Origin of the sequence: Aquirufa sp., from assembly GCF_044342065.1 — a bacterium.
Lineage (GTDB): Bacteria > Bacteroidota > Bacteroidia > Cytophagales > Spirosomataceae > Aquirufa.
Genome location: NZ_JBIIQN010000010.1, coordinates 52690 through 71388, shown reverse-complemented (window position 1 = coordinate 71388; position 18699 = coordinate 52690). Strand labels below are relative to the sequence as shown.

The 18699-nt window shown below is 40.5% G+C and carries 14 protein-coding genes; 2 read left to right on the top strand and 12 right to left on the bottom strand.

The annotated features are described in order from the left end of the window. Together ACIQZ2_RS05715 and xylA are read right to left on the bottom strand one after the other, a co-directional pair. Positions 1-1187 (bottom strand): glycosyl hydrolase (locus ACIQZ2_RS05715; protein WP_395767888.1); only part of this gene is annotated, 1187 nt, incomplete at its 3' end. An 18-nt stretch (positions 1188-1205) separates the two neighbouring features. Beyond that, positions 1206-2534 (bottom strand): xylose isomerase, encoded by a 1329-nt coding sequence (gene xylA / locus ACIQZ2_RS05710; protein WP_395767887.1) that lies wholly within the window; start codon positions 2532-2534, stop codon positions 1206-1208. 173 nt (positions 2535-2707) lie between these two features. Here xylA and ACIQZ2_RS05705 point away from each other — a divergent pair, with 173 nt between their 5' ends. Beyond that, positions 2708-5047, top strand: coding sequence for a M1 family metallopeptidase (locus ACIQZ2_RS05705; protein ID WP_395767886.1), 2340 nt, complete (start codon positions 2708-2710; stop codon positions 5045-5047). 141 nt (positions 5048-5188) lie between these two features. On the opposite strand, the gene ACIQZ2_RS05700 is transcribed toward ACIQZ2_RS05705, so the two are convergent. The 5 genes from ACIQZ2_RS05700 to ACIQZ2_RS05680 all read right to left on the bottom strand — a co-directional run bounded on the left by ACIQZ2_RS05700 (position 5189) and on the right by ACIQZ2_RS05680 (position 9744). Further along, a complete protein-coding gene (locus tag ACIQZ2_RS05700) occupies positions 5189-6106 on the bottom strand; it encodes an ion channel (RefSeq protein WP_395767885.1) in 918 nt (305 codons plus the stop codon). Between the two features lie 6 nt (positions 6107-6112). Then, complete coding sequence (locus ACIQZ2_RS05695) at positions 6113-6835, bottom strand: sulfite exporter TauE/SafE family protein (protein WP_395767884.1); 723 nt, start codon at positions 6833-6835, stop codon at positions 6113-6115. Between the two features lies 1 nt (position 6836). After that, complete coding sequence (locus tag ACIQZ2_RS05690; RefSeq protein ID WP_395767883.1) at positions 6837-7643, bottom strand: phytoene/squalene synthase family protein; 807 nt, start codon at positions 7641-7643, stop codon at positions 6837-6839. 7 nt (positions 7644-7650) lie between these two features. Next, a complete protein-coding gene (locus ACIQZ2_RS05685) occupies positions 7651-9123 on the bottom strand; it encodes a phytoene desaturase family protein (protein ID WP_395767882.1) in 1473 nt (490 codons plus the stop codon). Between the two features lie 117 nt (positions 9124-9240). Further along, a complete protein-coding gene (locus ACIQZ2_RS05680) occupies positions 9241-9744 on the bottom strand; it encodes an RNA polymerase sigma factor (protein WP_395767881.1) in 504 nt (167 codons plus the stop codon). A 196-nt stretch (positions 9745-9940) separates the two neighbouring features. Here ACIQZ2_RS05680 and ACIQZ2_RS05675 point away from each other — a divergent pair, with 196 nt between their 5' ends. After that, complete coding sequence (locus tag ACIQZ2_RS05675) at positions 9941-12283, top strand: TonB-dependent receptor (RefSeq protein WP_395767880.1); 2343 nt, start codon at positions 9941-9943, stop codon at positions 12281-12283. On the opposite strand, the gene ACIQZ2_RS05670 is transcribed toward ACIQZ2_RS05675, so the two are convergent. The 5 genes from ACIQZ2_RS05670 to ACIQZ2_RS05650 form a co-directional block, all read right to left on the bottom strand. After that, a complete protein-coding gene (locus ACIQZ2_RS05670; protein WP_395767879.1) occupies positions 12280-13680 on the bottom strand; it encodes a murein hydrolase activator EnvC family protein in 1401 nt (466 codons plus the stop codon). The two genes, ACIQZ2_RS05675 and ACIQZ2_RS05670, sit on opposite strands and share 4 nt — an antisense overlap. Next, complete coding sequence (locus tag ACIQZ2_RS05665; RefSeq protein ID WP_395767878.1) at positions 13680-14507, bottom strand: DUF4292 domain-containing protein; 828 nt, start codon at positions 14505-14507, stop codon at positions 13680-13682. The genes ACIQZ2_RS05670 and ACIQZ2_RS05665 overlap by 1 nt, the downstream gene beginning before the upstream one ends. A gap of 25 nt (positions 14508-14532) precedes the next feature. Beyond that, positions 14533-16179, bottom strand: a complete 1647-nt coding sequence (locus ACIQZ2_RS05660; protein ID WP_395767877.1) for a tetratricopeptide repeat protein — start codon at positions 16177-16179, stop codon at positions 14533-14535. Positions 16180-16272: 93 nt separating this feature from the next. Then, on the bottom strand, positions 16273-17313 hold the full coding sequence (locus ACIQZ2_RS05655; RefSeq protein WP_395767876.1) for a hypothetical protein: 1041 nt from the start codon (positions 17311-17313) through the stop codon (positions 16273-16275). Next, positions 17313-18698, bottom strand: coding sequence for an MBOAT family O-acyltransferase (locus ACIQZ2_RS05650; RefSeq protein ID WP_395767875.1), 1386 nt, complete (start codon positions 18696-18698; stop codon positions 17313-17315). The genes ACIQZ2_RS05655 and ACIQZ2_RS05650 overlap by 1 nt, the downstream gene beginning before the upstream one ends. Between the last annotated feature and the right edge of the window lies 1 nt (position 18699).

The window sequence follows — 18699 nt, the reverse complement described above, 5'->3', positions numbered from 1 at the left end:
AAGGAGACCTTAAAGTGATTACCTAACCAGGTATTCGTTTCCGAAGAAACCAATTTCTTACCTGTTAAATTGGCTGCCGAAGACGCTAATTTTAAATTCCGAACATCAGGAATGCCAAAACGAATGGGATCGTAATCTGGATCAACTTGATAACCTGGAATTTGAAAGGACTTACTGCCAAAAAACTCCGTTTCAGGAATATCTACAGCAGCGTATAGATCCAATAAATTACCTGGTGAGCCATGCGCTTGATCACGGCTAACAAATCCCATTTGATTAATCCAAGCACCAAAAGGCTGAGTAAATTCCGTAAGCAATAAAGATGCCAATGTGCGATGGTAATCAGCCCAAATAGCATTCTCCTCCTCAGTTTCAGCCTTCGGTTTTGCTAAAACATTTAAATGCTTTCGCAAATCGTAATTATTCAAACGTTCAAATGCTTCAAATAGCTTTGGGGTATAATTCGCCCCATAAACCTCGTAAGAATCATTGTATATAGCACGCAAAGGAGCTTTAGTCTGTTTTAATAGCGGAATAAATTTAGCTTGATAATTTTCTAAAGCAGACTTTGAAAAATGATCCATCACCAGGCCCTCTCCACCCGGTGCGGCACGTTTAACTTGTTGGCCCGTTCCTTTTTGTGTCAATAAATAAACCGACGCTCCGTTAGCTCCTGCCTTAAAACTACGCACTTGGTCTCTAATTAAATCTTGCTCATAATGCCCATTAACATACACACAAGCCGCATGTACATCACCTGCAGGAAGCTGATACACTTGATTCGGGGGAATCATTACGGAGTCTATTTGATATTTTTTGGCAGCATCGGCCATCTGTATAGTAGGACCACCGAGCGGCCAACCAGTGCCCAAGGTCATATCAATACCTAAGTTTAACCTCTTGGCTTCTTGAAGTACGAATGCAAATTTTTGATTCCATTCAGGCCCTAGAAAAGATAGAAAGGCAGACTCATAGCCCTTAGCACCGTAGATGGGAATAATATGAAGCCCACCAAAGCCCGCTTTTGCAAAAGCTTCCAAATTATGGGTAATTCCTGTTTCTGTTACGGCACTACCAGGCCACCACCAATAGGCCCATGGCTTAGACGTAGAAAAAGCAGCAGGTGTTTGAGCTCCCACTGCTTTTGCTAATAGCATAAAAAATAACAGGTATCTGAATTTGATCATACCCCGAATGTCGTTTTTTTAGACAAAACGACCTAATAAATTCTCCAAATATTCTTGCTTACCCGAGATCATAGCAGGCTCCCCAATCTCCACCGCAATTTGGTACAAATCTTCTAATTTAAGCTTCCCAGCCTCAAAATCGGCGCCTTTGCCCGAATTGAAACTTGCATAACGTGCTGATTTCAAGCGATCCATTTCGCCATGAGAAGCTAATTTGTCCGCAATAATCAACGAGCGCGCAATCGTGTCCATTCCTCCAATGTGTGCATAGAATAAATCTGCAGCATCTGTTGAATTACGGCGACGCTTAGCATCGAAATTGATTCCACCGCCAGCTAATCCTCCTTGCTTTAAGATGATGGACATGGCTTCAGCCCACTCATAAATGTCTGTTGGAAACTGATCTGTATCCCAACCGTTTTGGTAATCACCGCGATTGGCATCGATTGAAGCCAACATCCCCGCATCAGAAGCCACTTGGCATTCATGCGCAAATGTATGTCCAGCCAAAGTAGCGTGATTCACTTCTAAGTTTAATCCAAATTCTGATAACAAATCAAACTCGCGTAAGAATCCAATCACAGTAGCTGCATCATAATCATATTGGTGCTTGGTAGGCTCACATGGTTTTGGCTCGATAAAGAATTTTCCTTTGAATCCATTGCGGCGTGCATATTCAACACAGGTGTGCAACATGCGCGCAAAATGCTCCCGCTCGCGCTTCATATCGGTATTCAATAAAGTCATGTAGCCCTCACGACCTCCCCAGAAAACGTAACCGTCACCACCTAATTTAATGGTAGCATCAATAGCACCTTTCAACTGCGCACCCGCATGCGCCACTACCTCAAAATTCGGGTTCGTAGAAGCACCATTCATGTAGCGCTCATTGGAAAACAAATTCGCCGTTCCCCACAGAAGCTTCACGCCACTTTCAGCTTGTTTTTTCTCAAAAATATCAGAAATAAATTTCACGCGATCCGTGAATTCCTTCGGATCATTGTGCCCTTCAATTGCATCTACATCATGGAAACAATAAAATGGAGCACCAATTTTAGTAATAAATTCAAAGGCAGCATCTGCCTTGTCGGCAGCACGCTGACGCGCATCAGACGCCACATCCCAAGGATAATGGTGTGTACCCGGACCAAATGGATCTGCTCCATCCCCGCAAAATGAGTGCCAATAGGCAATAGCAAAACGCAGGTGCTCCTTCATGGATTTACCGGCAATCATTCGATTCTCGTCGTAATAGCGAAATGCTAAAGGGTTGTCTGATTCGGGACCTTCAAATTTGATTTGACCAATTCCTTTGAAATATTCTTTTTGTCCAATTAATACGCTCATGTGTTTTGAATAATAGGATGATTTTTTGCTTGATAAGGCCCAAAACTACAAATTCTAACGTTGAATCCAAATGCTTTCGTGTAATTTTTAGCATAGTATAGCACAGCTACATAGTATATAATGGTAGAATTCTTAATTGTTTTTTTTATTTTTGGGGAAACACTACTTCATATATGTACAAACTTATAAAGCTTGGATTGTTGATATGCATCGCAATACCATCATTTGCGCAAACGGCATTCAATGCCAATGGTCGCTTTGAACAATTAGAATCGACCCTACCTACGCCTAATTCTTATCGCACGGCAAGTGGTTCACCAGGAAAGGATTATTGGCAACAACGTGCGGATTATGATATTAAAGTTGAATTAGATGACATAAACCGCAAGATTATTGGATCGGAAACCATCACCTATTTCAATAATTCTCCGGACGAATTATCTTATTTATGGATTCAATTAGATCAAAATCTATTTGAGAAAAACTCGGCAAGTAAAACGTCCGCGACGGGAGAAATAAAAAATGGAATCAGCGCAAGCAGATTCAAAGAATTAACGGATCCAAAAGAATACGGTTATAAAATTACGGCTGTGAAAGACAGTAAAGGAAATCCGTTGCGCCACACCATTAATCAGACGATGATGCGCATTGATTTGCCTATTCCCGTGAAATCAGGCGGTTCGGTGAGCTTTGCGATTGATTGGAATTACTTGATTACGGAATACTATGGCCGTTCGGGCTATGAGTTTTTTGCCAAAGATGGTAATGCCAACTATTTTATTGCCCACTGGTTCCCGCGCATGGCTGTTTACAACGACGTATATGGTTGGCAGCATAAACAATTTATGGGACAAGGTGAGTTTACGTTAAACTTTGGTAACTATAAAGTAGCCATCACAGCACCAAACGACCTAGTCGTAGGCGCCGGTGGGGAATTAGTTAATCCCAATCAAGTCATGACCTCGACCCAATTAAAGCGTTGGGAGCAAGCCAAAACGGCCACACGCCCCGTGGAAATTGTGACGCAAGCTGAGGCGGAAGCAGCAGAAAAAGGTAAGCCAACCGGTAAAAAAACCTGGCTATTCAAGGCCGATAATGTACGTGATTTCGCATTCACGGCTTCGCGTAAATTTATTTGGGATGCATTGCAAGTAGATGTCGAAGGGAAAAAAGTTTGGGCCATGTCGTATTATTCCAAAGAAGGGAATCCATTATGGGGAAAATATTCTACCATGGTGGTCGCACATACGTTGCGATCGTACTCCAAACGAACTATTGCTTACCCGTATCCGGTAGCCATTTCATGCCATGCTACCTTAGGCGGCGGAATGGAATATCCCATGATATCGTTTAATGGCGGTCGGCCAGAAACGGATGGGACATATACAGAAAATGTAAAAAATGGCATGATAGGTGTCATCATTCATGAAGTGGGTCACAACTTTTTCCCGATGATTGTGAACTCAGATGAGCGTCAATGGTCTTGGATGGATGAAGGTTTAAATACATTCTGTCAATATTTAGCCGAGCAAGAATGGGATCGTAATTTCCCTGCTCGTAGGGGAGAGCCACAAAATATTGTTCCCTACATGCGTTTGGATTCAAAGAATCAGGTTCCCATCATGGCGAATTCAGAAAATATCATGGATTTTGGCAACAATGCTTATGCAAAACCAGCCACAGCCTTGAACATTTTACGTGAGACGGTTATGGGCCGTGAGTTATTTGACTATGCATTTAAAGAATATGCGCGCCGCTGGGCATTTAAGCAGCCATACCCAGCTGATTTCTTCCGTACCCTGGAAGATGCATCAGGGGTAGATTTGGATTGGTTTTGGCGCGGTTGGTTTTATGGAACAGAGCCCGTGAATCAGTCAATCGAGACGGTGGAGTGGTATGGAGTGGACAATATGGACCCTGTAGCAAAAAAAGCGGCAGAAAAAGAAAAGGCAGAAGCGAAACGCCAGACCATGGCCAACATCCGTAATAAGACAGATATCAAGTCGACTGTTGTGGAAGAGAATCCGGATCTCACCGACTTTTACAATACCTACGATCGCTTTGCAACGACAGAGGCAGAGAAGAAAAAATACCAAGAATACTTGGGTGGACTGACCGAGGACGAGCGCAAGTTGGTTGCTGAAGGAAAAAATTTCTATGTCGTCAATTTCAAAAATAAAGGTGGATTGCCTATGCCAGTCATCGTAAAGCTGAATTACGAGGATGGAACGGACGAAGTACTGCGCTTCCCTGCCGAGGTGTGGCGACTGAATGATGTAGAAGCGAAGAAAATTATTCCAACAACAAAAAAAGTGGTCAAATGGACGCTAGACCCATTCTATGAGATTGCGGACATCGATACAGATGATAATGCATATCCGCGTGAGCCAGCACAACCGACCCGCGTACAACTATTTAAGGCACAACCGCGTAGCTATGGTGGGGGCCAAAATCCTATGCAGGAGGCTCAAAACGCCAAAAAAGCAGGGGCAGTAACGGGCTCGAAAAATTAATTGGGGTAAACGCTGCCGGGGTCTGAAGACCCCGGCAGCGTTAGCAAAAATCAGTTTTTAGATGCATTTCACCTAAGAAAATACTGATAATCTGCTCCAGAGAACTTATAAAATCTCGAATACCTCATATTCGAGATTTTTTTATTCCTGATCAATCAAATTCAATTTTGATAAATCTAAATCTGTTCGTCTCGATTTACTGAAATACATGGGTAAAAACTTGAACCCAAATTTAAAATCCTGAATTGCATACGAAACACGCGCGATAACAGTAGAAGAGTACACCTCATCAAAACCTGTCAAATGAGCAGCGATTTCAGGCTGCAAGGTTACAATCTCTTTTTGAGATAATCCATAAAAGGGACTATCCTCATCAATGGGATGAACAACAGTCCAATTTAACACCAAACTGTCTACTCGGCTTCGTTCTAGACGCAGATTATAAAAACGATACGTATTGTCCGGGGTCAAAATGCGGACATTGACATTAATTTCAGCATTCATTAATAAGTGATCGTCCTTGTAACATACTAATCGAAACATCAAGGCCTTTCCACCTTTGTAACTCGTGTACACAATCAGATTTGAAAAACGAATGAACGCCCGCGGACGAGAAAAACGTCCATACAAAAGTCCTGTAGCGATAGCTAAAGAAAGGAAACCCACCAACGACTCTATGGCTGCGATCCAATTAGCCATCTCGCTGACCGGGTTTACACGCCCATAGCCGACGGTCGTTAACGTTTGTGTTGAAAAAAAGAATAACTCTTTCAATTGTCCCCAAGTATCATCTTGATGCGAAATTCCTTGCAAGCCGTCCGTCCCTGTAAACCAATAAAGCGCAGTAAAAATACAATTAATAAGTAAATACACAAGAAAAATTACGGTCAAGAATCGCCATCTCGGCATCGTCAGCATGTTCTGATAATTACTTACCCGGTTATGCATGCGAATACCAATACGACGTATGTTAAACGATCCATCTTTATTCACCATACGGCCACCCATATCGGAGCTTCGCTCTCCAAATCCAGTATCTTGATTTACGTTTTCTAGCATATTAAATTAGACGAACCACAATTTAAACGATGCAATTATAAGAACTATTGCTAGCACCCACTTGACTTTGGTATTGGAAGCAAACCTCGCTCCCCAGCGAGCCCCCAAAAAACCTCCCATCAAAGATGCAAGAAGCCAATAAATCATTGAAGATTTATCCAACGGTATCCAGGTTTTCAAACCAGCCAATCCCGCTAACGAATTTACAAAAATGAAGAGTGCAGACACAGCAGCGGCCTCCTTTAAATTGGCCCAGCGGAACAATAACAATACAGGACTTAAAATAATCCCACCACCGATTCCGATCATACCAGAAAGCAAGCCAATAGAAGTCCCAGCCACCAAACCGGCCCACAAAGGAAGTGGTTTAACCAGATTTTCCCGTAAAGTAGCGAGCATCCGCAACACGGCAATCAGTAAGCACAAACCTAAAACTTGTTTATACAGTGAATCACTTAATGGGATTCTTGCCCCTAAAAAAGCAGCCGGGATAGACCCAAGTGCAAAGGGCCAAAACAAACGCCACCTAAAATATCCTTGTTGGTAATATGCTCCAAACGCCATCAACGAAACACCTAGATTCAGCAACAATGCCGTTTGTTTCATTACTAGGGGAGCAACGCTGAATAAAGCTAACGCGGCAAAGTAACCTGATGCACCGCCATGACCTACTGAAGCATATAAAAACGCCATGATGCCAAGCAAGACAAGTAGCAGCCAAAATTCCATGTTAAACGCGCAAATAAATCATCAATTTTTCCCAATCTGGGACACGAATACGCTCTGATTTCAAACGTTCCACAGGAACTTGCTTGATTTTTTCAAATAGCCGGATGTAATATTCATAAGCCAACAAAACTCCTTTTTTTGCTTTGGGAGGCAGATTTTCAATCCCGCGCAAGCCTGCATCGAAATCCAATTGGATATCCGCTTCAATCTCCTTTTTCTGTAATTCGGTAAAACTTTCGTAATCAATTCCAGGAAAGTAAACTCTCCCCCGATCTTCAAAATCAGATTTTACATCGCGTAAGAAGTTGATTTTTTGAAAAGCAGAACCTAAGGCACAGGCATCCGACTTTAATCGATCATATTCAGCTAGGTCTCCAGCACAAAAAACACGTAAACACATCAGACCAACCACCTCAGCTGAACCATAAATGTATTTTTTATACGTAGGCTCATCGTAATCTCGATCTGTCAAATCCATTTCCATGGAATACAAAAATGCGTCAATTAATTCACGCTCCATGTGGAAGGTATTTACCGCCCATTGAAAAGAGTGAAGTATGGGATTCAAACTTATTTTCTCCTCAATCGCAAGGTAAGTATCTTGCCTAAAGCGTGCCAATAAATTGGCTTGATCACTATCATAAAAAGTATCTACAATCTCATCCGCCAAACGAACAAAGCCATATACAGCATAAATGGCCTCATGAAACTCTTTGTCCAAGGTCTTGATTCCCGAAGAAAAGGAGGTTGAATAAGCTTGTGTTAATCGCTTGCTTGCTTCTAATGAAACTTGTAAATATAAATCCATGCTACTTTTATTTCAATAATTGGTCTACTTCCTTGGCCACCACAATACCGGATATCAACGATGGTGGAACACCCGGACCAGGTACGGTCAGTTGGCCCGTGTAAAACATATTAGCTAACTGCTTATTTTTCAAACTAGGCTTTAAGATTGCTGTTTGCATAAGTGTATTTGCTAAGCCGTAGGCATTCCCTTTAAAGGCATGATAATCCCCCATAAAATCTTTGTGTGCATAGGAACGTTTATAAACAATCGAATCCCGAATAGAAACTCCACAGTATTCTTCCAAACGATCCATCAATTGTTCAAAATAAACCTCACGCACTTCCTCCGTATCCTCCAAATCCGGAGCGACCGGAATCAATAAAAAGATATTTTCACATCCGTCTGGTGCCACAGATGGATCCGTTACCGATGGTGCCGAAGCATAAAAAAGAGGATCCGAAGGCCAAGCAGCCTCCGTATAAATTTCATGCGAATGAACAGTAAAATCACGATCAAAAAATAGATTATGGTGTTTTAAGCGCGGCAAACGTTTGTTTACCCCTAAATAAAACAATAAAGAAGACGGAGCCATGACACGTTTATCCCAATAGGCCTCATCGTAATTTCGATGCGAATCCCCCAGCAAGGTCTCTACATGGTGATAATCCGCACTTGCTACAACAGCATCAGCTTCAAATAAGCCATTAGCAGTCTTCACTCCTTTTACTTTACCCCCCTCAATGGCAAAACCGGTAACCTCAGCATGGTATTGAATTTTCACACCCTTTTCTTCTGCTAGCGCAACCATTCCTTTGACAATGTTATGCATGCCACCCATGGGATACCAAGTACCTAATTTGATTTCAGCATAATTCATTAAACTGTACATGGCAGGGGTATTTTGCGAAATCGCACCTAAAAATAGAATGGGAAATTCCATCAATTTTAGAAGGGTGGGCGATTTAAAATACTTCCGAACGTGGCTGTAAAACGATTGAAAAACATCCATTCTCAGGGCATCTATCAAAATTCGTAAACTTAAGAATTCGGTTATTTTGGTGGAAGGTTTCCATACAAATTCTTGTATGCCAACTTTATATTTGTAGGCGGCTTGTTCTAAAAAACGATCTAATGCATGGCCAGCACCAGGTTCGATAGAATCAAAAAGGGACTTTAACTGCTCATAATTAGCAGGCATATCAACGACATCCGTATCCGATAAAATCACGGTGTAAGAAGGATCCAGTCTTTTCAGCGTGTAGTAATCAGCTACTTTCTTGCCAAAGCGGGCAAAATAATTTTCAAAAATATCGGGCATCCAATACCAACTAGGCCCCATATCAAACGTAAATCCTTTCTCTTTAAATACGCGAGCGCGCCCCCCTGCTTGTTCATTTTTTTCAAAAATGGTAACCTCATATCCTTTATCCACTAATTCGGTAGCCGTGGACAAACCTGAGAAACCAGCACCTATAACTATGACTTTTTTCTTTTCCATGTTAAACAAATATAATAAAAACTGCTAAGCTTTTGGCAAAAGAAAAAGTCAGATAAAATCTGACTTTTTACTTCATGTTCTGTTAACCAAAAAACTAATTATTTCAAAATGATTGAATTAGGCATACATACTTAAATGACTCTTCAAGGTCTTTCTCGCGATATGTATTCTATTTTTCACAGTCCCTATAGGCAGATCTAATTCTTCTGCAATCTCATGGTATTTAAATCCTTCAAAATACATCAAGAATGGAATGCGATACATTTCATCCGTATGACGCATAGCTAATGAAATATCTTCGTTCATAAATGAACGCTCAGCCCCATTTAATTGAACCGACTCGGATGAATTGATATAGTGTAAATTATCTGTTGTATCGATGAACGTATTACGTCTTACCATTCGTTGGTATTGCGTAATGAACGTGTTCTTCATAATGGTAAATAACCATGCTTTCAAATTTGTTCCATCCGAATATTTTTCCCGATTGGTAAAAGCCTTCACCAAGGTATCTTGTACCAAATCGTTGGCATCATCTCCATCGCGTGTTAAACGCAGAGCAAACGGTCTTAAAAACTTAGAAAAAGTCCCTACTTGATATGAAAACTCTAAAGCTGTCATGTTGTTTTATTTAATTGTGTTTAACAAATTTACCAAAAGATTAAACAAAACAAATAATTGTTTAACAAAAAACAAAAAAAAATAAACAAAATTTTATCGACGAGTCAAAACCATTCGTCGTCGCTATTCCTGAATTTGTCATAAAACCCACATTTTTCCATGATTTGGGCTTATATTTAAGGTCTGTACCCTCTTTATGCGGCAAATATTTTTTTTGTTATTTTTTTTAGCAATCGCGATTCCTCCGGTATTGGGACAATCGTCGAACAATTGCTCGTGCACATTGGAAGGGAATGTTACCTCAAAAGAGACTAAGGAGTCCATTCCGGGCGCCTACATATACATTAAAGGAACAAATAAATACGCTCAGGCTGACAAAAAAGGATATTTCAGAATTAATGCATTATGTCCCGGCAACTACACTTTGGTATGTCAAATGAGCAGTTTTGACCCAATCGAAATTCCGGTTTCTATCCAAGATGAGGCTAAACATAGCGAAAATTTCAGCCTTGAAAGTCACGATGAACACCTCCAAGAAGTCATTGTTAGTGGCAAGAAAATGGAAACAAGTGCCCAATTACGTGGAAGTCTAAGCGCTCAAGAACGTGGAGAACGTGATGGATTAAGTTTAGGCGAAATGATGCGAGGCATTAGCGGAGTACAAAGTTTACAAACAGGTAGCACCATATCAAAACCAGTCATACATGGTATGCACTCAGCTCGTATAATCATATTAAATCAAGGTGTAAGGCAAGAGGGCCAGCAATGGGGCAGTGAACATGCGCCAGAAATAGATCCGTTCGTTTCCAAAAACATACAAGTGATTAAAGGTCCTGGCGGACTACGTTACGGAGGAGATGCCATTGCTGGTATCATCATGATGGAGCCGGACGCATTACCAGATACGGCGGGAATCAAAGGGGAAGTTCAATCCATCTACTTTACCAATGGTCGCCAAGGGGTACTTTCGGGAAGCCTAGAAGGTGGATTTAAGTATGGTAATGGGTGGGGCTGGCGAATCCAAGGAACCCTTAAAAATGGCGGAAATATTCAAACAGCTGATTATTTCCTTGCCAATACGGGAGTAAAAGAAGAAAATTTTTCTGCCGCCATCGGCTATAAAAAAAACAAATGGTCAAATGATGTTTTTATTAGCCATTTTCATTCTGTCATCGGAATTTACGCAGGATCCCATATAGGCAATGTTGCCGATTTGGAAAAATCAATCGCCAGGTCTAGGCCATTTGCTGAATTCACCCCTTTGCAGTTCCGTCGGGAAATTGGCCGACCTAACCAAGATGTCACACATACTTTAGGTAAATTCAAATCCCAATTTCAATTTTCAAAAGGTCGTGCCATCCGCACTACATTAGCCCTACAAAATGATGAAAGGTTTGAATTAGACGTTTTGCGCGCTGGAAGAAGTATAAACACGCTACGCTTCTTACTGAGAACTTTCAATGGTGAAATAATCTGGGATGAGTCCAATGCAAGCAAATTATGGAAAGGTCAATTTGGGCTAAATTTTCAAATTCAAGAAAATATCACATCGGGTACAGCGGTAAAGCGACCCACGTTAACCTCAAGCCTTTTACCGAATTATTTCCAAAATACCGTAGGCCTATTTGGTATTGAACGTCTAGTTAAAGAAAAATATGAATTTGAGGTAGGACTTCGCATCGACGAAAAATACATCACTGTCCATCGGCCGAAATTCAGCTATTCAACTATTATAAATCAAAGCAGTAACCAGTTTATCGGGCTTTCAGGTAGCATGGGGTTGAAATATCATTGGACAGAAAAATTTGAAAACCACTTAATCTTGGCTAGGGCCTTCCGTGCGCCCGGCGTTAATGAACTTTTTTCTTACGGAGTGCACCACGGGGCGGCAGCTTTTGAAATTGGAGATCCTAATTTGAAAGGAGAAACAGCCTATAATTTTAGCCTAAATACACTGCTATCGCCCAAGAATCTACAGCTTGAACTCGGCATTTTTCATAACTACATTCAAAATTTTATCTACCTAAGACCGATGGTCAATAAAGGCCAGGCGGTTTATTTCACGACAGTACGCGGTGCCTTTCCCGGTTTTTCTTACGAACAAATCAACGCAATTTTTCAAGGGATTGATTTTCAGGCCAACTATCAAATCACGCCAAAACTCGCATTCCAACAGAAAACAAGCATTGTACATGCCTATGATGTTTCCAATAATTTCACGTATTTAGTTAACATTCCAGCCAATCGATTTGAATACAATCTTAGTTACCGATGGATGAAGGATAAACAATATGTGAGCGTAGGCCTAATTCAAGTAAGCGAACAAACCCGAGTAGAACCTGGATCCGATTATGCAATTCCACCCAAAGCATATGAACTTGTTCAAGCAAATTGGGGACTAAGTCTCAAGAAATTTGACCTAGGTATACGCATTAGTAATGCGCTTAACACCCCCTATCGAGACTATTTGAATCGCTTCAGGTACTTTGCAGATGATCAAGGTCGAAATATAAGTTTGCGTATACTGTATAAAATCTAACGCTTCAGCCAGCTTTCCGGATTTTGATGAACCGTATTTTTCCAAACCTGAAAATTAATTTCTGATGTCCCGTCATCATCTGAAGCTACTGACCCTATTCGCTGCCCCGTTTTTACCTTTTGTCCAGCACTAACAGAAACATTAGCTAGTTTACTATATACAGTAAAGTACTCACCATGTTGAATGGCAACGACCATGTTAATACCCGGAATATTTTGAACAGTTGCGACAACGCCATCATACACCGAATGAACCGGTGAACCTGCTGAAGTCTGAATATCTACACCATTATTATTAACCATTACTCCCTTCAACACAGGATGCTTATGTACACCAAAATGATCCGATATAAAACCTGATGGTACAGGAAATGGCATTCTTCCCCGCAAGGCAGAAAATGAACTTGCCAACTTCGCCTCTTCGGCATTCATATAATAAGTAGATGAATTCAACTTAGGTTCTTCAGCCTTTGAACTGGCGGTCGCCTCCTCTTTTTTCGGCTTTGCCGTTTCTTTCTTATCTACTCGAACATCTTCCTTGGTAATCGCCGTGCCCGGCTTTTCATCTTTCTTGACAACGCCTTCTTCTAACTTAGGTTTAGGCGTTGGAGGTTTACTAGCCTCTAGTTTGCGCGCTTGCGCAGCTAAACGCAATTTGCGCTCTCTTTCTAAAGACTTTTGAATCTCCCGCTGTACTATACCCGCAATCAAATTATCTAATTTTCGAATAGCTAATTTTTTTTGCTCCAACTCCTTTCGCAACTTCGTTTCCTGTTGCGTTAATACAGTAACGACTTTCGACTCCTTTTTCTTCAATACTTCTAACGTCGCTTTCTCTTTTTCTTTCTCTACAATTACCTTTTTTTCCTCGTTCTTTTTAAACTCTACTTTTTGTTTTTGGGTCATCAAATCTTGACGCGTTTGAAAAATCTTTTGTGCTTGATCCTTACGATTTGACGTAAATTGCCTTAAGTAATCAAATCGACGAGTAAACTCCCCTAGATCCTTGGATAGTAATAGAAAGCTGATTTTATTTGAAACGGTAGATACTTTTTGCGCCTCATAGAGCATGAGTGCATAATTCTTTTTTAAACGTTCCAGCTTCGCCGCTAAAATATCGCTTTCCTGGGTTAATTTGCTTGCCTCCGCAGCCAATAGCTCTTGATTTTCATTTAGTACATTTATTTGTTTCTTTTGAACAACTATTTGCTCTTTAAGTACATTCAACTTCCCAATAGAAACTTTTTTCTTTTTTGAGGTACGCGAAATAATGGAGTTCAACTCCTTTATCTTCGCCAAATTATCCTTTTTTTGTTGCTCCAATTGTGTCTTCTTATCCACTTGTCCCCAAGCAGAAAACACAAACAATAAACTTACAATTACACCTATATACCGCATTACTTTTTCAAAAATTTAGCCGGGATTCGAAATGGAAACTCTAATGGAGTATCCAATAACTCCACTTTTGAATATTTAATTTGAATAACCGTAGTGACACGCTTATCCTCTTTATTTTTAACATCTAATGTTATCTGACTCGAAAAAGGGAAAATCACCTGATTCAAATTTGTGAATTCTTCAAAATCCAAGGTTAGCTTATTACTCGATGGCTCGTCCCGAACCAATAATTTTTTCAATTTTCGATTTGGCCCCACCATATTATCTATCTTGATTCGACCCGAATCCTGCTTGATAATGATATTTTCATTTTCGCGAATCACCCGAGAATTATTCTTTTTAAAGGGTTGATTCCCCACAACTAATGATTGAAGCAATCGAAAATCAATCCGAAATCCCATCATCGTACTCAAACTATCATACGTTAAATTGTAATACTCACCGCTGATTTTTTGATACAATTGAACATGATCCAAATTAAATACGCCTGTCGCACCCGTCAATCCCGCCTGTGAAATGTTCACCCAAATAATACTATCCCTTTTTATACGTATATCAACGGAATAATTGTCGGTATTATTACCCGACTTCCAAGCGACCCGCGATTTAGCCTTCAAATAAACAAAGGCCAACTCATCAGCTGTCATTTTCGAATCTTCTTCATTCACTCGTGCTTCTGCTGTAACCACCTCTTTTTTTACGGTATCTACCAATGATTTGATCACAACCGTATCGCCCAAAATAGTCTGAGAAACCTGAACTGAAGGATTTGATTTACAAGCCAGCATCAATACAAAAACCGAGAAGAATACTATATGACGCACCATAGTTCGTTGGATATGCAAAATTATCTCAATTTTCGACAATTTGCTTCTTCTTAATCTTTTTATCAAGATTTTGGTTAGGATTTGGCAAAGTCAAGGCTTTTTTCCAGCTTTTTAACGCCTCATCCAATCGACCTAATCGAAATAATACATCTCCGTGGTGTTCCCAAACCGTTGAACTTTGTGATTTATCATCTTCGATAGCCAAATTCAAATACCGAAATGCCTCCTCATATTTCCCTTGCTGATACAATACCCAGGCATAGGTATCTAAATAAGTACCCTCGTTCGCATACTTTTCAATCAATTGCTTGGACATGGTGGCCGCTTTATCTAAACGCTCCCTTCGCAAAGACAAATAGTAACTGTAATTATTTAAAACATGTTCATCCGCAGGATTCAATGCAAGTACTCTATCAAATGCCTCATCTGAATCCTTTGACCTATTTAAGGCATGGTAAACATCCCCCATTATTGAAAATAAATTTACATTCCAACTATCAGTGGGAGTGGCAAGCCCCCGTGCAATCTCCAGAAATCGGAGTGCATCCGCATTATTCCCTTGTAAATATCGAGCAAAACCCATTTGAAAATTCAAAAATCCTTGTTTCGGAAAATACACCAACGCCTCCTTCGCATGCACGGTTGCGCTATCAATCGCATTCAATTCAAAATCCAATTGAATGATTCGTGCCCAGACTTCGTATTTAGGCTCTCCCATGCGTGCAGCAAGTAAATAATAGCGCTGGCCTTCCTGTAATTTGGAAGCACTTATGAATAAATCACCTTGTATAGCTAAAAATCGAGGCTCCGCTGGATAAATGGTAAGCCAATGATTCGCCAATTGGTTCGCTTGTTCCCATTTGATCGGATCATCAATCAACTCGAATGCCTTCATTGTAATTTGCGCGACCATGGAAGGTAAAATTTCATGATCCTCTGCAGCCAATCGCAATTGTACCAAACTCGAATCAAAATTCTTTTGATGTAAATATCCATTGGTCAGCAGCAACGCTATTTGTCCTTGCTCGGGGTATTTTCGTTGTAATTCCCTAAGACCCGCTTGTACAGAATCCGCCTCACTTAGTTCCCAAGCCACATCCATTTGATCCCATGATAGAAGTAATTCTTCCTCGTCTAAATCAACCAATCGTTGACCCGCTTTCAAAGCCTTCAATAATTGACGCTGTTTCATCAAAATGTACTCTTTCGTCCGAATGATAGCCGGATATTCGCCCACATAATGATCAGCCCGCTCCAGCGACCTCAACGCCATCTCCCCTTCTTCCTCCCACAAATATGCCTGTGCAAGCAACAAATTCACCTCGGGATGCGACTCGTCGTATTGGCTAAGTTTTGTCAAACACCTTATGGCCTCAGGCACTTGCTTGGCAGCCAAAAGTTGCTCGGCAAAAAATAGGCCATAATCCAAGGAATATGGAGAAAGCTCATGCGCCTTCCTGGCATAGAATAATGAACTTTCAGGGTTCTTTTCAGCTAAGTAAGCTTTCGCCAAATAAAAAGCGATCGCAGGCTCCTGGGGCACCGCGCTAATCAAACTTTCCCAAACTAAGATTGCCTCTGAATAATCCTCTTTGATAAAATGGCGCATCCCCTCTTGAAACAGCGCTTCTTGGCCTACTTTTGATTGAATCAATCGTCTGCTTTGTGACATAAGCGAAGCTTGTCCCCCCAAAAAGAACAGCATCATGAGCAGCAAGCGAAAAGCATGAAATCTAAACCGCATTCCTAGCTGCATAGCGTTTTATTAACGATTGAGTAAAAATTGATTCAATTGACCTAACCATTGCTTCGCCCCCATTTGATTCCAATGAGAATCCGATTGAAAAAAGTATTTCTTACCCCCTTGTAACAAAACCGGCGTTGGATCTAAAAAACGAAACCGTTCTCCATACTTGTCAACTAATTTTTGATTCAATTGATTGTCTAATCTGCCCTCTGTTTGGGTAATGCTGACAGGGTTTGGAATGAAGCTAAATACTACCTCGTCAAAACCCCTGGAAATCGCATATTTCTGAATAGTTGCCATTCGGGTAATCAGCTCATTGACTTCCGCTGTGCGAATAGGGTAAAATGAACTACCTTTTTGAAGCGAATCGACAGTCTCTTTCATGTATAGGTACTGGTGATCTTTTGACAACACCACATCTTGCTCTATTCTATTAAAAAGTGCCCTGTTCCATTGAGCCTTCAAGGATTTCAAAGGGCTAAATAATTGAAAATCAAAAAGCGTGAAATCAATATTTTGTTCCAAATTAGCATCATAAATTGCATCCGTCAAAGTCGCATTTAATGCTTCGTTCCACGGCAAAGGAGATTTGAATCCCTCCAAATGAGACTTAATAAGCAATATGTCAATAACCGTCCAAACATTACGCTGAACCGATTCAATAAGTAATACCTTTTTGCGCTTCGAGGGGTGAATCACAATGGGCGATTTATCATCATCAGACCATTTCCGAAAGACTACTTGCTTAGAACGAGCAAAATTTGAGGTATCCATTTGAATGTAACTGAACAGATAACTATCTCCCAAAATGTATAGGTCCATATCTCGGGTATGATCCACCTGATATTGGTTACTTAGTAAAGAATTATCCTTTTCAATTCGAAAATCTGGTAAATAAGTCAAGCCATATAAATCACCAAAACGGTATTTATCAGAACCTAATATCCCCGTTTCCTGATACCTTACTTGCGAGGTCCAGCGCATTGCCTGTTCAGAACTACTGACTCCTAGAATCAACAACAAGACCAATAACATGAAATACCCAAGCGATCTTTTCATCAGAACTGAAAGTATATAAACTGCTTCAAACTAAATACTCCCAAAAAGTATATTGCTACCAATGCGATAGGTAATAGCCAAACATTATATCGCATGGGTTTTTCAGTGGAATCCCAGATTAATAAACCCATAATTAAACCCAAACTGGTAATAATTTCATTGATATGCATCCCTAAAGGAGCTTCCACATGCCATACACATAAACGTTTGGCAAACATTTTAATTTCACTAAAGTGCTGTAAACGGAAAAAGATCCAGGCAATAGTCACTAGCGCAAATGTCCAAACTTGAAAGATTCTTAAATAAATACCTGCTGCTTTTTCAGGTGACAAGCGTGGAAAGCGCCGACTAAGTTCTATGCCGACCAATTGAAAAACGCCATGCAACGCACCCCAAATAACAAAATTCCAACTCGCACCATGCCAAAAACCCGAAATAATAAATACCACCATGATGTTTATATACCAGCGGGGTATTGATACCCGATTTCCACCTAAAGAAAAATAGACATAATCTTTAAACCAGGTGGAAAGCGAAATATGCCAACGCCGCCAAAAATCGGGGATGGATTTTGCCAAATAGGGCGCACGAAAGTTCGTCATTAAATCAAATCCCATAACCTTAGCAGCACCAATTGCCATATCAGAATAGCCCGAAAAATCACAATAAATTTGAAATGAGTAAAAGATAGAAGCGATGACTAAATTCCCTCCAGATTGAATAGATAAACTGCCGTATACTGAATCAACTAAAATAGCTAGTCGGTCAGCGATTACCACTTTCTTAAATAAACCTTGTAACATTTGAAACAACCCCGCCTTTACCCGCTCGCTATCCCAGACATGTTCTTTATAAAACTGGTGAATAAGGTTTTGAGGACGTTCGATTGGGCCGGCAACCAACTGCGGATAAAACATCACATACAAGCTGTAAATTCCGAAATTCCGTTCTGCCTTCTGATTCCCACGATAGACCTCGATGGTATAGCTCATCGCTTGAAAGGTATGAAAGGATAGACCGATAGGCAAGAGTATTGATAACTGAGGAACTTGAATGGCAATGCCAAAATAGTTTGCCGCCACCATGAAATTACCCGTAAAAAACGCATAATACTTGAAAACAGCTAAAACCCCCACATTCGCCAAGAGACTTAATCCTAAAATTACCTTTTTAGCCCTCCCTTCAAAACGCGCTAAATAGATTCCTGCATAATAATCCACCACAATAGTAAAGCCTAATATGCCAAGATAAATAGGCTGAAAAGCCATGTAAAAGTAGCAAGAGGCTACCAACAAAAGCATCCAACGAAAACGATGAGCCAACAAAAAATAGGCGGATGTAACAATTCCAAAGAACACCAAAAACTGCAAGGAATTGAATACCATT

Bases quoted from the DNA above. Each gene is read 5' to 3' on its own strand.
- xylA (WP_395767887.1), bottom strand. From the start codon at position 2,534: ATGAGCGTATTAATTGGACAAAAAGAATATTTCAAAGGAATTGGTCAA.
- ACIQZ2_RS05705 (WP_395767886.1), top strand. From the start codon at position 2,708: ATGTACAAACTTATAAAGCTTGGATTGTTGATATGCATCGCAATACCA.
- ACIQZ2_RS05700 (WP_395767885.1), bottom strand. From the start codon at position 6,106: ATGCTAGAAAACGTAAATCAAGATACTGGATTTGGAGAGCGAAGCTCC.
- ACIQZ2_RS05695 (WP_395767884.1), bottom strand. From the start codon at position 6,835: ATGGAATTTTGGCTGCTACTTGTCTTGCTTGGCATCATGGCGTTTTTA.
- ACIQZ2_RS05690 (WP_395767883.1), bottom strand. From the start codon at position 7,643: ATGGATTTATATTTACAAGTTTCATTAGAAGCAAGCAAGCGATTAACA.
- ACIQZ2_RS05685 (WP_395767882.1), bottom strand. From the start codon at position 9,123: ATGGAAAAGAAAAAAGTCATAGTTATAGGTGCTGGTTTCTCAGGTTTG.
- ACIQZ2_RS05680 (WP_395767881.1), bottom strand. From the start codon at position 9,744: ATGACAGCTTTAGAGTTTTCATATCAAGTAGGGACTTTTTCTAAGTTT.
- ACIQZ2_RS05675 (WP_395767880.1), top strand. From the start codon at position 9,941: ATGCGGCAAATATTTTTTTTGTTATTTTTTTTAGCAATCGCGATTCCT.
- ACIQZ2_RS05670 (WP_395767879.1), bottom strand. From the start codon at position 13,680: ATGCGGTATATAGGTGTAATTGTAAGTTTATTGTTTGTGTTTTCTGCT.
- ACIQZ2_RS05665 (WP_395767878.1), bottom strand. From the start codon at position 14,507: ATGGTGCGTCATATAGTATTCTTCTCGGTTTTTGTATTGATGCTGGCT.
- ACIQZ2_RS05660 (WP_395767877.1), bottom strand. From the start codon at position 16,179: ATGTCACAAAGCAGACGATTGATTCAATCAAAAGTAGGCCAAGAAGCG.
- ACIQZ2_RS05655 (WP_395767876.1), bottom strand. From the start codon at position 17,313: ATGAAAAGATCGCTTGGGTATTTCATGTTATTGGTCTTGTTGTTGATT.
- ACIQZ2_RS05650 (WP_395767875.1), bottom strand. From the start codon at position 18,698: ATGGTATTCAATTCCTTGCAGTTTTTGGTGTTCTTTGGAATTGTTACA.